This is a genomic window from Streptomyces sp. RLA123 (assembly GCF_056270165.1).
The window spans coordinates 1,277,094-1,291,813 of sequence record NZ_JBWDOR010000003.1; the positions used below are offsets into that span (position 1 = coordinate 1,277,094).

The window sequence follows — 14,720 nt, forward strand, 5'->3', positions numbered from 1 at the left end:
TACCCCGAGCGGGGTCACGGATGCGTACCGCCGTCCTTGCGCAGGAAACGGCGCAGGCGGGTGAGGGGCCAGGTGTTGATCACGTCGTCCTTGGTGAGCCGGCCGCGCTGGGCGGTGCCGACGCCGTAGCGCATGAAGTCCAGGTGGAGCGTGGAGTGGGCGTCGCTGTCCACGGCGAACCGCACGCCGTGCCGGCGGGCGCGCAGGATGAGCTCGTCACCGAGGTCCAGCCGGTCGGGCTGGGCGTTGACCTCCAGCGCGGTGCCGGTACGCGCGCAGGCGGCGAAGACCTCGTCGAAGTCCGCGTCGATGGCGGGGCGCCTGCCGAGCATCCGGGTGGTGGGGTGGCCGATGATGTTGACGTGGGGGTTCTCCGCGGCCCGCACCAGCCGACGGGTGAGAGCGGCGCGGCTCTGCCGGAAATGCGAGTGGATCGAGGCGACGCACAGGTCGAAGCCCGCCAGGAAGTCGTCGGGCCAGTCCAGGCCGCCGTCCGGGCCGATGTTGAGTTCGGTGCCGTGCAGGACGCGCATGCCGCGGTGGGCCCTGTCCAGGGCCCGGACGCGCTCGCGCTGGGCGAGGATCTTCTCGTCCGTCATCCGCTGCATGGACAGGTCGGGCGCGTGGTCGGTGACGGCGTAGTAGGCGTAGCCGCGGCCCGCGGCGGCCTCGACCATTTCCTCCAGGCCGGCAAGACCGTCGGTGAGGTCGGTGTGGGTGTGCAGGTCGCCGCGGATGTCGTGGGCGGTGACCTGCTCCGGCAGCTCGCCCGCAAGCCCCTCCTGGATCTCCCCGCGGTCCTCGCGCAGGGCCGGCGGTATCCAGGGAGGCCGAGCCGTGCGTAGACCTCCTCCTCGGTGCGGGAGACGATCAGCTCGCCGGTCCCGGCGTCGAAGAGGCCGTACTCGGAGAGCTTGAGCCCGTGGCGGACGGCCAGCTCGCGGGTGCGGATGTTGTGCGCCTTGGACCCGGTGAAGTACTGCATCGCGGCACCCCAGGAGTCCGGCGGCACTACCCGCAGGTCCACCTGCAGGCCCTTGGCCGTGCGGATCGACGCCTTCTTCTCCCCGCGCGCGATGGTCTCCGCGGCGTACGGCAGACGGGTGAACGCCTCCATGAACGGAGCGGACCGCCCCGCGGCGACGAGGACGTCGACGTCACCGATCGTCTCGCGCATCCGGCGCAGGGAGCCCGCGTAGGCGCACCGCCGGCAGCCGGTGACCTCCGACAGGGCCGCGACGACCTCGTCGGCGACCTCGGTGGCCACGTTCAGGGGGACCCGGCCGCCGGAGGACTGCATCAGGCCGATGCCGTGCAGGATGTTCTCCTCGGTCCGGGGGCCGAAGCCGGGCAGGTCGCGCAGCCGCTCCTGCTCGATGGCGACGGCCAGTTCCCGCACGGAGGCGATGTGCAGTTCCTTGTAGAGCATCATCGCGCGCCGGGGACCGAGCATCGGGATCGCGGTCATCTCCCGGACACCCGCCGGGATCCTGGCGCGCAACTCCTCGACGGCCGGAACCACGCCGGTGTCCAGATATGCGGTGACCTTCTCGGCGACGGACCTGCCGACGCCCGGGATATCGCGCAGCGCCTTGGCGTCGAGCTTCGAGACGTCCTCGTGGTGGCCGCCGATGGCGCGGGCGGCCTTCTCGTAGGCGCGTGCCCTGAAAGCGTCGCCGCCGGTGATCCGGATAAGGTCGGCGTACTCATGGAGCAGGGCTTCGACCTCGTCGTTGGCCCTGGCCATGCGGGGCGCCTTCCCGTCCGCGCCGCCGGCTAACGGGTGGGAGCGGTCGTTCCCCTCGCGGCGGGACGGGCCGTGAGGCACGGTGGAGGAAGCGATCCGCCCCACGGCCCCAAGGAGACCGAGATGACCGACCACACCTACCGGGTGACCGAGATCGTCGGCTCGTCGGACGAGAGCGTCGACGCGGCCATCCGCAATGGGCTCGCCCGTGCGTCGGAGACCCTGCGCAATCTCGACTGGTTCGAGGTGACCCAGGTCCGCGGCCACTTCGAGAACGGTCAGGTCGGGCACTTCCAGGTCGGGCTGAAGGTCGGTTTCCGCCTGGAGTCCGCCGGCTGATCCGACGGCGGCCACGACGACTGACGCGACGGCGCCGGCGGCCGCCCGCGGCCGTTGTCAGTCCCATGGGGAAGCATGGCGGGTACCGGCATCACCTCGGGCCGGCCGTATCCCCGGGAGGGACTGGACCATGGTCGCGTTCCAGCTGACGATCGACTGCGCGGACCCGACGGCGCAGGTGCGCTTCTGGGCCGCGGCCCTGCGGTACCGGCCGGAGGAGGCCCCCGGCGGCTTCCCCACCTGGCGGGAGTACTGGCTGAGCATCGGCGTTCCCGAGGAGGAACTGGGCGACTCCGACTGCTGCGACTCCATCGTGGACCCGGAGGGGGCGGGCCCGCGCATCTGGTTCCAGCAGGTGCCCGAGGGCAAGTCCGCCAAGAACCGTCTGCATCTGGACGTGCAGGTGGGCGGCCGGCGGGAGGACGTACCGCTGCCGACCCGCAGGGAACGCGTCGACGCCGAGGTGGATCGGCTGCTCGCGGCGGGCGCCTCCCGGCTGCGGGTGCTCTCCACGGCGGGGATCGACCACTACGGGGTGGTGATGCGGGACCCCGAGGGCAACGAGTTCTGCGTCGTCTGAGCCCGCGGGGCGGGAGAGCTGGGGCGCTGGGGCGCTGGGGCGCGCCCGCGGAGCGGGGTGGCGCGGGCGCGACTCACGTCGGGAAGAAAGGGGTTCACCGGGCGCCGTCGCGACGGCGGCGCCAGAGGTGGCGGGCCACGAACGCCGCGAGCAGCACGCCGAGGGCGATCAGCAGGTACACCTGCGAGCGGGTGACCCAGGAGTAGACCGACCCGAGCCGGGTGCCCGCCGCGTAGCCGACGGCCGCCCAGGCCCCGACCCACAACAGGGCCCCCAGCGTCGTGCAGGCGAAGAACCGCCACCAGGGCATGCCCGCGGTGCCGGCGATGATGCCGTTCGTCTGCCGCAGGACGTCCACGAAGCGCGCGAAGACGATCACCAGGTCGGCGCGGCGCGCGAAGAACGCCTCCCCGCGGGCGAAGCGTGCCGGAGTCAGCAGCACGTAGCGGCCCCAGCGGTGCACGAAGGCCCGCCCGCCGCTGCGCCCGATGAGGTAGCCCAGGCAGTTGCCCAGCACGGCCGCGGTCGTGGCGACCGCGACGACACCCGCGAGGTCCATTCGCCCGGTGCCGGCGTAGGCGGCGGCGACGACCAGGACCGTCTGGCCCGGCACAGGGATGCCGCAGTTGTCGAGGAGTACGAGCACGCCGACCGCCAGGTAGCCGTAGTCGTCCAGCAGCGGCGCCAGCCCGGCCAGCGGCCCGGGCAGCGGAGGCGGCACACCCACCCTCACCGCACGGCGGCACGAGGGGCCGCCCCGGTCCCGCACCGGTCTCCCGCGGCACACAACTCCCGCACCGCGGCGGGGATTGCGCTCCCGCGCACGGGGAGTACCACTCGCGCCATGGACACCTCGCTCGCCAGGACCGGACAACTTCCGCGCCGCACCATGAAGCGCTGTGCCAGGGCCCGGGGCCGGCTACGGGGGCGTGTCGAGGGCGGGATTCACACCGGCGGGCTAGGACGCGGCACCGCAGGGCGGTGCCCGCAACACGCCTTGGCGCACCGTCCGCGGTCCGCTCCCCCGGCCGCGCGGCCGGGGATAGTGGCTGTGTGTCCGGTGGCCTCCCCCCACGCCTCGCCGACCTCGTGCGGCTCAACAGCGACCCGATCGCCGTGCAGACGGCGCGCTCGACGGTGGCCGCGGTCCTGTCGTACGCCGTGGCCGTCTGGCTGCTGCCCAACCCGGCGCCGCTGACGGCCCCGCTGACGGCGTTGCTGGTCGTCCAGGTCACCCTCTTCACGACAGTGACGACGGGCATCCGCCGGGTGCTGAGCGTGGTGGCGGGCGTGCTCATCGCGGTGGGCTTCAGTGAGCTGATCGGGCTCACGTGGTGGAGCCTCGGGCTGATCATCCTGGCCTCGCTGGTGACCGGGCACTTCATCCGGGTGGACGAGTTCGTCGCCGAGGTGGCGATCAGCGCGATGCTGATCCTGGCGGTGCCCGCGCCGTCCGGGGAGGCCGTCGACCGGGTCATGGAGACGCTGGTCGGCGCGGCCGTGGGCGTGCTGCTGAACGTGGTCGTGCCTCCGCCGGCGTTCGTCGAGCCGGCCGGTGAGGCGGTGCGCGAGCTGGCCGAGCACATGCGGCTGCTGATGGTCCGTATGGGTGGCGAACTGCGCGCCGGCGCGACCGCCGAACGGGCCCGTACATGGCTGATGGAGGCCCGGCGGCTGGACAACGAGATCGCCCGCTTCGACGCCTCGCTGCGCCGGGCGGAGGAGGGCACCCGGCTCAATCCGCGGGTCAGACCCGCCGAGGGCGCGATGGCCCGGCTGATCCTGCGCAGCGGCCTGGACACCCTGGAGGTCTCGACGGTCCTGATGCGCACGCTGTGCCGGTCGCTGACCGAGATGGAGCGCGAGCGCGGACCGCTGGAGCCGCTGTTCCCCCAGGAGCTCGCGGACGGGATGGACGAGCTCTTCGCCGACATGGCCGACGCCGTGGACAGCTACGGCCGGCTGATCGCGGCCCAGGTGACCGCCGGCGCCGAGCAGGCGGAGGCGCGGCTGGCGGACGCCCTGCGGCGCGGCCGGGAGGAGCGCGACCGGATCGCGGCGCTGCTGCGGGCGGAGACCGAACGGCGCTGGGAGAACTGGGACCTGTACGGGGCGCTGCTGGCCAATATCGACCGGCTGCTGAACGAGCTGGACCTCGAGCAGCGCTCCCGGTGGCTGTCCGAGCAGTTGGTGGCCGCCGCCCCCTCCTCGCAGGGGATGTCCGCCCGGGTCCACCGGCGGGCCCGCGCCATCGGCGGACGCCTGCGGCGCGGCGCGAAGGGCCGGGGCTGACCGCGTCGGACGACCCCTCATACGGCTGGACGGGGGAGTCGGAGGCACCCCCGGGCGACCCGCGCGGCGCGGGGCGGTCGCCCTCGTGGGCGCCCAGGCCCGCAGCCGGTCACGGAAGCCCGGCTCGGGCTGTGCGTGCAGCAGTTGGGACGTGCGGCGCGCGGTGGAAACAATGCCGGCGCCGTACCTCGCGGGGACCGGGAGGGCCATCCGCGAGGCGGTCGTCCGGCAGGGCGGGCCCACGGCCCGGCCGGCCTGTTGCCGAGTCAGGACGGCCCCGATCGTTTCGTGGCAGTGCGTCACTTCCATGGCCACGTTGTCGCCCGGACGCTCCGCTCAACGGGCGGGCTCCGGCGGGGGGACGTACGACTGATCGCAGAGGCGGCGATCGCCGCCGACCACGCGTCCGAGGAGAGGACCCTCATGCGAACCAGTCTGACGCGCCGCACCGCTCTCGGTGTCGCCACCGGACTCCTGGCCACCGGCCTGATCGCCGCGAGCGCCGGCTCGGCCGCCGCCGCCGGCCACACGGTGCTCCGCGACAGCAGCAGCCAGACGCGGCTGCTCGACGAGGATGACAACAACGGCGGGACCGACAACGCCGTCAACAACGCAGCTGACAACGGCGGGAACGTCGACCCCGCCGACAACGCGGCCGACAACGGCGGTAACGCCGACCCGGCCGACAACGCGGCCGACAACGGCGCCAACCTCGACCCCGCCGACAACGCGGCCGACAACGGCGCCAACCTCGACCCCGCCGACAACGCGGCCGCCGATCCGGCAGCCGACCCGGCAGCCGACCCCGCCGACAACGCGGTGGACAACGGCGGCGACGACAACTTCGCCGACAACGGCGGCGACGACAACGGCGCCCGTGACGGCGGCGACCTCGGCGGCGGCGACGACGGCGGCTTCGGCGGCGGCGGCAACGGCGGCGGCGAGGGCTTCGGCGGCGCGAACAGCGGCGGCTTCGGCGGCGGCAACGGCGGCGGCGGCTTCGGCGGCGGCAACGGCGGCGGCGGCTTCGGCGGCGGCAACGGCGGCGGCAACGGCGGCGGCGGCTTCGGCGGCGGCGAGGGCGGCTTCGGCGGCGGCGGCTTCGGCGGCGGCGAGGGCGGCTTCGGCGGCGGCAACATCGGCAGCGGCAACTTCGGCCGCGGCAACATCGGCAGCGGCAACTTCGGCCGCGGCAACATCGGCAGCGGCAACTTCGGCGGCGGCTTCGGCGGTCGCGGCGGCTTCGGCGGCGGCAAGGGTGGTGGGCACGGCAGGAACAACGGCTTCGGGTACAGCGTGATCCGCATTGACGACTATGGCTTTGGCAACGGCTTCGGCCGCGGGTTCGGCTTCGGTGGCGGCGGCCTGGGCCGCGGCTTCGGCTTCGGCGGTCTGGGCCTCGGCCGTGGCCTCGGCTTCGGCTTCGGCGGTCTGGGCCTCGGCCGTGGCTTCGGCTTCGGCGGCTTCGGCGAGGGCGGCCGCGGCTTCGGCGGCGGCGGCTTCGGCGAGGGCGGCCACGGCGGCCACGGCGGCCACGGCGGCCACGGCGGCGGCAAGGGCCACAAGTTCGGCGGCCACGGCGGCGGCTTCGGCGGCGGCTTCGGCTACGGCCGCGGCTTCTCGAACTTCGGTCTGCTCAACGTGATCTTCTGACACTCGCCCACGACAGAAACAACGAGGGCCGGGCGGAACATTGTGTTCCGCCCGGCCCCGCGTCGTGGGTCACTTCAAGTCGGAGGTCTCGATGTAGCCGCTGTCGACGAGCACCTTCTTGTAGTTGGTCTTGTCGACGCTGACCGGGGGGAGCAGGTACGCGGGCACAAACTTGTTGCCGTTGTCGTAGTCCTTGTGGTTGTTGATCTCCGGCTTCGTGCCGGAGAGGACCGCGCCGGCCATCAAGACGGCACGGGCCGCGAGCTCTCGCGTGTCCTTGTACACGGTCATCGACTGCTCGCCACTGATGATCTCCTTGACGGAGTCCACCTCGGCGTCCTGGCCCGTGATGACCGGCATCGGCTTGGCGTCCGTCCCGTACTTGTCATCCTTCAGAGCGGTGATGACACCGCGCGCGATGCCGTCGTTGGGGGCGAGGACGGCGTCGACGGTGCCCGAGCCGTAGTATTTGTGCAGCCGGGTCGTCATCGTTTCGGTGGCGATATCGGCGTCCCACTTGAGCGTGGAGACCTGGCTGATCCTGGTCTGCTTGCTCTTGATCTCCAGCTGGCCGCTGTTGATGTATTCCTTGAGAACGCCCCACGCGCCGTCAAAGAAGTAGCGCGCGTTGTTGTCGTCGGTGTCGCCGGCGAACAGCTCGAGGTTGTATGTGCGGTCCGGGTTCGCCTCGAGGCCGAGCTTCTGGACGATGTACTCGGCCTGGAGCTCACCGACCTTTTTGTTGTCGAAGCTGGCGTAGTAGTCGACATAGCTGGTGCCGAGCAGCAGCCGGTCGTACGCGATGACCTTGACGCCGGCACGGTGGGCCTTCTGGAGCACCTCGCCCAGCTCGAAGCCGTCGACCGCGCCGATGATCAGGACCTTGTCACCTTCGTCGACCATCTTCTGGATCTGGTCGACCTGCCGGTCGACGTCGTCCTCGGCGAATTGGAGGTCGGTCTCGTACCCCTTCGCCTTGAACTTCTTTTCCATATTCTTGCCGTCTTCGATCCACCGCGTCTGCTTCGTGGTGGGAAGGGCGATGCCCACCTTGACAGCGCCACCGTCGCTCCCGGACTGGCCGCCGCAGCCGGTGGCGGCGGTCGACGCGGTGAGAGTGAGGACCACGAATATCGCGGTGCGCAGTCTGGCAGCTCTGCCAGCGTGCATGGACTCAGTTCCTTTCGGGCCGAACAAAACGGTGCTCCGCCACCCGCTCGCGCGGATGACGGTGTCCGGGCCCGGGCACGAGAATTCCGTGTCCGCCCAGCCGATTCGCCGGGACACGGAAAAGCTGCTGGTACGTCAGGCCCGAGGCGTGCTGTGCGGGTACGGCCCCCGGCCGCGTCCCCCACCGGTGTACCACCCGTGGTCACGGGCTGTACCGAGACGGATACCTCGAAGTTGAGCGGACAATAGCACAGCCTTCACACGACCCCCTCAGGCCCCATACGCCACCTGTGGGCTCGCGATGGTGTCACTTCCCGGAACGGGCTCCGCGAGGTCGTCGCCAAAAGCCACGACGCGGTTGTCGGCGTCGACATGAACGACCTTCGGCCGCAGGTCACGGGCCTGAGCGTCGTCCACCTGCGCATAACTGATGAGGATCACGAGGTCGCCGGGGTGCACCAGATGGGCCGCGGCGCCGTTGATGCCGATGACCCCGGAACCGCGCCGGCCCTCGATGACGTAGGTTTCCAGCCGTGCACCGTTAGTGACATCGACGATGTGCACCAGCTCACCGGGGAGGAGGTCGGCGGCCTCCATCAACTCGGCGTCAATGGTGACGGATCCGACATAGTGGAGGTCGGCCTCGGTCACCGTGGCACGGTGGATCTTGGACTTGAACATGGTGCGCAGCATCGCGATACTCCCGGACTCGGCTCCCTGCCTGCGTTATTGCCGGTCAAGGGCGACCCCCCATCATACGCCGGGGCATGCCCCGGGCAGCGGCCACCCCCGTCTCTCGCCGGCTTGCCGGAACGGCAAGAAGACTCGCCTGCCGCAAGGGACTCCACGCATGATCGGCCATGGGTACGGAACGGCGGGAGGGCACCGTGCCGGGACGATTCGGATCAGTGGTCGAGGAGGATGCATGACACAACAGGACGGTCGGGCAAGGCATCGCCTGGTCCCGTCACCGGCGGGCCGTATCCATTTGGTGGAACAGGGCGAGGGGCCGCTGGTGCTGCTCGTGCACGGCTTCCCGGAGGGCTGGTACTCCTGGCGCCACCAGTTGCCGGCCCTCGCGGCGGCCGGGTACCGCGCGGTCGCCGTCGACGTCCGCGGTTACGGCCGGTCCTCCCGGCCGGACGCCGTGGAGGCCTACCGGATGCTCGACCTGGTGGCCGACAACGTCGCGGTGGTACGCGCTTTGGGCGAGGAGACGGCCGTGGTGGTCGGCCACGACTGGGGTTCGGCGATCGCCGCCAACTCCGCCCTGGCCGAACCGGACGTCTTCCGCGCGGTGGGGATGCTCGGCGTCCCCTACGCGCCGCGCGGCGGACCGCGTCCCGGTGAGGTCTTCGCGCGGATGGGCGGGGACTTCGCGGAGGACGAGTTCTACGTCTCGTACTTCCAGGAACCCGGCCGCGCCGAGGCCGAGATCGAGCCCGATGTGCGGGGCTGGCTGGCGGGGTTCTACGCGGCCCTGTCCGCCGGCACGATGCCGCCGCCGGGCGCCGCGAGCCCGTACTTCGCCGGCAGGGGCGGGAAGCTCCGTGACCGCTTCCCCACCGGCCCGCTTCCCGCGTGGCTCGGTGAGGACGGGCTCGAGGTCTGCGCCGGGGAGTTCGAGCGGACCGGGATGACCGGAGCGCTGAACCGCTACCGGAACATGGACCGCGACTGGGAGGACCTTGCCGCCTTCGACGGCGCTCCCCTCCTCCAGCCGTCGCTGTTCGTCGCCGGTGCCCTGGACGCCTCCGTCGCGTGGATGGCCGACGTCATCGGCGCCTTCCCCGACACCCTGCCGGGCCTGGTGTCCTACCGGCTTCTCGACGACTGCGGCCACTGGGTCCAGCAGGAGCGGCCGGACGAGGTCAACGCGATCCTGGCCGACTGGCTGGCCGGGCTCCCCGCCTGAGACGGCGTCGGGGGGGTGGCGTCCGGGCCCCCGGCCGCGGACGCCACGCCCCGGCGTACCGGAGGTTCCCCTTCGCACCGGGACCACCGCTTCCGCCCCACCTCTAGGCAGGTGGCCCATTGGCCGGATATCTTCCGTCAACGCCGGATCCGGGTGCGGCGTGGCACTGGCTCGGGGAAGGGGGGACCTTGCGCGAATTCGGCCTTCCGCCCCTGGCGGAGCCGCTGCGGTCGGGGGGACTCGCGGAATCGGTGTACGAGGCGGCCTGGAAGCGGCCCGGCACGCCCGCCCTCGCCCGGCGCGACGAACCGGGCGGCGCGGTCTGGCGCGAGGTCTCGGCGGTCGGCTTCCGTGACGAGGTGGTCGAACTCGCGAAGGGGCTCGTCGCCGAGGGGATCGGCTTCGGCGACCCGGTCGCGTTGATGGCCAGGACCCGGTACGAGTGGACGCTGTTCGCCTACGCCCTCTGGTCGGTGGGCGCACGGATCGTGCCGGTCTACCCGACCTCCTCGGCCGAGCAGGTCCGCTGGATCCTCGCCGACTCCGGTGCCGTGGCGATCGTGGTGGAGCACGAGGACCACGCCATGACGGTGGGCGCCGTCATCGACACGCTGCCCGCGCTGCGCCGTATCTGGCAGCTCGACGCGGACTGTGTGCGGTGGCTCGGTGCGCACGGCCAGGCGGTACCGGCGGTACTGGTGGAGCAGCGGCGCTGGGAGGTGGAGCCGCAGTCGGTCGCGGTCGTGGCGTACACCTCGGGCACCACCGGGCCGCCCAAGGGCTGCCTGATCACGCACGCCAACCTGGCCGCCGAGTGCGACACCCTGCTGGCCGGCTACGGCGCCCTGTTCGCGCCGGCCGGGCAGCGGCCGTCGGTCCTGGCGTTCCTGCCCATGTCGCACGTCTACGGCCTGATGGTCTCGGTCTGCGCCCTTCGCGGCGGTGTGCTGCTGGGACATCAGCCGGAGCTGTCCCCCGGGGCGTTGCTGCCGGCGTTCGCGACCTTCCGGCCGACGATCGTCCTGGCCGTCCCGTACGTCTACGAGAAGATCCTCCAGGGGGCGCGCCAAGCCGCCGCACGGGCCGGCAAGGCCCAGCTGTTCGACCGGGCCGCCGACGTCGCCGTGCGCTGGGCCGAGGCCGCGGAGCGGCACGCGGTGGGAGGCGGGCCGGGCCCCGGTCCGCTGTTGCGAGCGGCGCACTCGGCCTTCGAGCGCATGGTCTACGGCCGTATCCGCGACATCCTGGGCGGCCGTGTGAACTACACCGTCTCCGGCGGCTCCCCGCTCAGCCGTGAACTGGCGCTGCTGTTCGCCGGCGCGGGGCTGACGATCTACGACGGCTACGGGCTGACCGAGACGACGGCGGCCGTCACCGCCCAGCCGCGGGGCCACGTGCGCTTCGGCACGGTGGGCCGCGCTCTGCCGGGCTGCGCCGTGCGCATCGCCCCGGACGGCGAGGTGCTGGTGCGCGGGAGCACCGTCTTCGCCGGATACCACGCCAACCCCGCGGCGAACCAGGCCGTCTGGCGGCTCGGCGGCTGGATGGCCACCGGCGACGTGGGACGGCTCGACCCGGACGGCTATCTCACGATCACCGGACGCAAGAAGGACATCATCATCACCAGCAGCGGCAAGAGCGTCGCCCCGCTGGTGCTGGAGGAGCGCCTGCGGGCGCACCCGTTCGTCTCGCAGTGCGTCGTCGTCGGCGACAACCGCCCGTTCATCGCCGCGCTGATCACGCTCGACCCGGACACCATGCAGTTCGGGGCGGGTATGGCCGAGCGCGACCTGCGGGCCGAACTCCAGCGCGCGGTGTCGATCGCCAACGCCGTCGTCTCGCGCGCCGAGTCCATCCGCGCGTTCCGCGTGCTGCCGCACGAGTTCTCGGTGGCCAACGGACTGCTGACGCCGTCGTTGAAGCTGCGCCGGGACGCGATCGTGCGCGAGTACGCGGCGCAGATCGAGTCGATCTACTCCTCCCAGCGCGGCAGCGGGGGCCTGGCCGGGCATCCCTAGGACCGCGATCGCCCCGAGCGGCAGGGGTTCTTCCGGCGTTGGGTGAGGAGCCGCTTGCCTGCGCAACGCGCCCCTGGCACGCGGTCGCCCCCGACCCGCAGGCGGGCAGGCCCCCGCCCAATGCCCCGCCCACACAGCCAACTCCCCGCGGGGTCCGGGCCCGGACGGCGGAGGGGGCGTCTCGCAGCGGCAGTCAGACCCCCAGGACGCGGCCGCCCCGCGGAGCGGTGCGGCGGGGGCGCCCGAGGGGGCGGCGTGGGCGGGCCGGGGGCTAGCCGGCGCGCGTGAGCAGGCGGCGGAGGCGGTCGAGGAAGGTGCGCTGCGCCAGGAGGATCCGCTCACCGGCCACGTCGAGGGGGAACCACTCGGCGCGGTCGATCTCGGGGAACTCACGGACGTTCCCCGAGCCCCTGGGCCACTCCATGGTGAAGGTACCGGGCACGACGAGCGCGGTGTCGAGGTCGCCCTGCAGGGCCCAGATGGTGACGATCTTGCCGTTCGGCTGGGTGTTCTCCCCCAGCGGCAGCAGCTCGCCGTCCGGGACCGGCAGACCCAGTTCCTCCAGGAACTCGCGCCGGGCGGCGGCCTCGGCGGTCTCGTCAGGCTCGTACTCGCCCTTGGGGATGGTCCATCCACCGGCGTCCTTCGACGCCCAGAACGGCCCGCCCATGTGGCCCAGCAGCACCTCGGGCCAGGGGCCCGGGGTGCCGCGGAAGAGCAGGATGCCCGCGCTGCGCTTGACCGGCTTGCGGCCGGTCGTCTCCGCTGCTGTCATCCGACCAGTCTGGCCGGTCAGTCCCGGCCCAGCCACAGATCGGGGCCGAAGACCTCGTAGTGCACGGCGGAGGCGGGCACTCCGCGCTCCAGCAGCTGGGTGCGGACGGCGCGCAGGAACGGCAGCGGGCCGCAGAGGTACGCCTGGAGCCCGTCGGGCAGCGGGACGTCGCCGAGGTCCACCCTGCCGCTCCGGTCGCCGGACAGGGCACCCTGGAGATCCTCGTACCAGAAGTGGGCGCTGCCCTGGGGCAGCTTGCCGGTCAGGGCGCGGTGGTCGGCGGCCAGTGCGTGCTCCGCCGGCGAGCGGTCGCCGTGGACGACGGCGACGGGGGCCTCGTAGCCGGAGCCGGCCAGCTGGTGGAGCATGGCGAGCATCGGGGTGCAGCCGATGCCGGCGGACGCCAGCAGCAGCGGGGCGCCCTCTTCGCGCAGGACGACATCGCCGTAGGGGGCGGACAGTTCGATCCGCGCGCCTTCGGCCACGTGGTCGTGGAGGTGCCCGGAGACCTCGCCCGCCGGGTCGCCCGCGTTGCCGCGCACCCGCTTGACGCTGAACCGGCGGGTGGCCTCGCCCGGGGCCCCGGACAGGCTGTACTGGCGGATCTGGCGGGCGCCGTCGGGGAGTTCGACGCGCACGGACACGTACTGGCCGGGACCGAAGCCGGGCAGCGGAAGGCCGTCGGCGGGGCGCACCCGGAAGGTGACGACGTCCTCGGTCTCGCGGACGCGTTCGACGACCTCCCACGGGCGCCAGGTGTCGCCGTCGAGGACGCCCTTCTCGGCGTACAGGCGCTCTTCGATGGCGACGAGGGCGTTCGCCATGAGCCAGTAGACCTCGTTCCAGGCCGCGCCCACCTCCTCGGTGACGGCGTCGCCCAGGACATCGGCGATGCCGGCGAACAGGTGCGTGTGGACGACCTCGTACTGGGCGGGGCTGATGCCGAGGGAGGCGTGCTTGTGCGCGATGCGGGCCAGCATGGCGTCCGGGCGCTGCTCGGGGTGCTCGACGAGGGCCGTCGCGAAGTGGGCGATGGCCGCCGCGAGTGCCTGCCGCTGAGTGCCGTCCGCCTGGTTGCCGCGGTTGAACAGGTCGCGCAGCAGCTCCGGGTGGGCGGTGAAGAGCCGGTCGTAGAAGCGCTCGGAGATCTCGGAGATCGCCGCGCCGACGGCGGGCAGGGTGGCGCGGACGGTCACGGCGGACTTCTCGCTGAGCATGGACGGCTCCTTAATAGGTATATGAGATTCGCATTAAAGGGCGCACGGAGGCCCGCCCTCGGCACAGCGGTGGAATGGATCGCGGAAGGGACCGCCTCAGGCGCCGGGACCCGCAGGACCCCGCCCGACGAGCCCCAACAGGAGCGGCCCGGTCGGCGCGGCCGTCAGGTCCTCGACCGTGAGCGGGTCGAGGGAGGCGTAGAACGCCTCCTGCGCGCGGCGCAGCGCCCCGCGCAGCCGGCAGGCGCCGGCCAGCGGGCACGGCACCTCCCCCTCGCAGTCCACCACGTCCCCGGCCCCCTCCAGCTCCCGCACCAGGACGCCGACCGATGCCGTGCGCCCGGCGGCGGTGAGGGCGAGGCCCCCGCCGCGGCCGCGCCGGGTCTCGACGATCCCGAGGTGCTGAAGGCGGGCCACGACCTTGGCGAGGTGCGAGTACGGGACCCGCACCGCGTCGGCGACGCCCCGGGCGGTGGACGGCTCGCCCTTGACGGCGAGGGCCATCACCGCGCGGAGCGCGAGGTCGGTGGACTTGGTGAGGCGCATACCTCGAGGCTAGATAATACGCATCTGGGATTCAAGTTAGGACGGGCCGTCTGCGGCCCACGTCACACGTGCCCCACCACCCGCGGACGGGAGTCGCGGCGGCTCCCGCAGGGCGTCCTGCGTCGCGCGATCGCCGCTCGCCGGGACGGAGCGGTACGGCCGCGACATGGCCGGCACGGCCGGCACGGCCGGCACGGCAACTGCCGGTCGTGCACCCGGGAGACGGCCCGGCCCGGAGACGGCCGAATGCCCGCCGCCGCCCTCGTTCGCGCTGCGCGCTCCCGCACCCGGCTCGCGGGGCCGGGTGCCTGGTCAGTGCCGCCCGGGCTGCCGCGACCGGCTCGCACTGACGGCGCGCACGCTCGGCGCTATGTTGGCCTCCGGAGGAGTATCCGACGGAATGAGGGCATGATCCCGAACGAATCCTCCGCCCACGAACCGCGAACGCCATCGGAGCAGCCCGGAGAG

The 14,720-nt window shown here is 72.5% G+C and carries 12 protein-coding genes and 1 pseudogene; 6 read left to right on the forward strand and 7 right to left on the reverse strand.

All coding sequences use genetic code 11. The features are described 5' to 3' along the window. Window positions 1-14: 14 nt before the first annotated feature. Window positions 15-1,747, reverse strand: a pseudogene (gene polX, locus RV983_RS05915) (DNA polymerase/3'-5' exonuclease PolX). Window positions 1,748-1,870: 123 nt separating this feature from the next. Here polX and RV983_RS05920 point away from each other — a divergent pair. Both RV983_RS05920 and RV983_RS05925 read left to right on the forward strand, forming a co-directional pair. Then, the gene (locus tag RV983_RS05920) at window positions 1,871-2,086 is read left to right on the forward strand and encodes a dodecin (protein ID WP_384283707.1); all 216 of its coding nucleotides are present in this window, start codon (window positions 1,871-1,873) and stop codon (window positions 2,084-2,086) included. Window positions 2,087-2,216: 130 nt separating this feature from the next. Next, on the forward strand, window positions 2,217-2,666 hold the full coding sequence (locus RV983_RS05925; RefSeq protein WP_475984711.1) for a VOC family protein: 450 nt from the start codon (window positions 2,217-2,219) through the stop codon (window positions 2,664-2,666). Window positions 2,667-2,760: 94 nt separating this feature from the next. On the opposite strand, the gene RV983_RS05930 is transcribed toward RV983_RS05925, so the two are convergent. After that, window positions 2,761-3,387, reverse strand: a complete 627-nt coding sequence (locus tag RV983_RS05930; protein ID WP_475984712.1) for a DedA family protein — start codon at window positions 3,385-3,387, stop codon at window positions 2,761-2,763. Window positions 3,388-3,719: 332 nt separating this feature from the next. On the opposite strand from RV983_RS05930, the gene RV983_RS05935 reads away from it, so the two are divergent. Together RV983_RS05935 and RV983_RS05940 are read left to right on the forward strand one after the other, a co-directional pair. Beyond that, complete coding sequence (locus RV983_RS05935; RefSeq protein ID WP_475984713.1) at window positions 3,720-4,958, forward strand: FUSC family protein; 1,239 nt, start codon at window positions 3,720-3,722, stop codon at window positions 4,956-4,958. Window positions 4,959-5,381: 423 nt separating this feature from the next. Beyond that, window positions 5,382-6,611, forward strand: coding sequence for a hypothetical protein (locus tag RV983_RS05940; protein WP_475984714.1), 1,230 nt, complete (start codon window positions 5,382-5,384; stop codon window positions 6,609-6,611). A gap of 69 nt (window positions 6,612-6,680) precedes the next feature. Here RV983_RS05940 and chvE read toward each other — a convergent pair whose 3' ends face one another. Next, on the reverse strand, window positions 6,681-7,781 hold the full coding sequence (chvE, locus tag RV983_RS05945) for a multiple monosaccharide ABC transporter substrate-binding protein (protein WP_475984715.1): 1,101 nt from the start codon (window positions 7,779-7,781) through the stop codon (window positions 6,681-6,683). A 270-nt stretch (window positions 7,782-8,051) separates the two neighbouring features. Next, window positions 8,052-8,474, reverse strand: a complete 423-nt coding sequence (gene panD / locus RV983_RS05950) for an aspartate 1-decarboxylase (protein ID WP_475984716.1) — start codon at window positions 8,472-8,474, stop codon at window positions 8,052-8,054. Window positions 8,475-8,706: 232 nt separating this feature from the next. On the opposite strand from panD, the gene RV983_RS05955 reads away from it, so the two are divergent. Next, on the forward strand, window positions 8,707-9,696 hold the full coding sequence (locus RV983_RS05955; RefSeq protein ID WP_475984717.1) for an alpha/beta fold hydrolase: 990 nt from the start codon (window positions 8,707-8,709) through the stop codon (window positions 9,694-9,696). A 188-nt stretch (window positions 9,697-9,884) separates the two neighbouring features. Then, window positions 9,885-11,714: an AMP-dependent synthetase/ligase gene (locus RV983_RS05960; RefSeq protein ID WP_475984718.1), complete on the forward strand. Its 1,830-nt coding sequence runs from the start codon at window positions 9,885-9,887 to the stop codon at window positions 11,712-11,714. A gap of 271 nt (window positions 11,715-11,985) precedes the next feature. On the opposite strand, the gene RV983_RS05965 is transcribed toward RV983_RS05960, so the two are convergent. The 3 genes from RV983_RS05965 to RV983_RS05975 form a co-directional block, all read right to left on the reverse strand. Continuing rightward, on the reverse strand, window positions 11,986-12,489 hold the full coding sequence (locus RV983_RS05965; protein ID WP_475984719.1) for an NUDIX hydrolase: 504 nt from the start codon (window positions 12,487-12,489) through the stop codon (window positions 11,986-11,988). 17 nt (window positions 12,490-12,506) lie between these two features. Next, entirely contained in the window at window positions 12,507-13,706 is a 1,200-nt protein-coding gene (locus RV983_RS05970) for a globin domain-containing protein (RefSeq protein ID WP_475984720.1), read from the reverse strand. 96 nt (window positions 13,707-13,802) lie between these two features. Then, window positions 13,803-14,252 (reverse strand): RrF2 family transcriptional regulator, encoded by a 450-nt coding sequence (locus RV983_RS05975; RefSeq protein WP_475984721.1) that lies wholly within the window; start codon window positions 14,250-14,252, stop codon window positions 13,803-13,805. Between the last annotated feature and the right edge of the window lie 468 nt (window positions 14,253-14,720).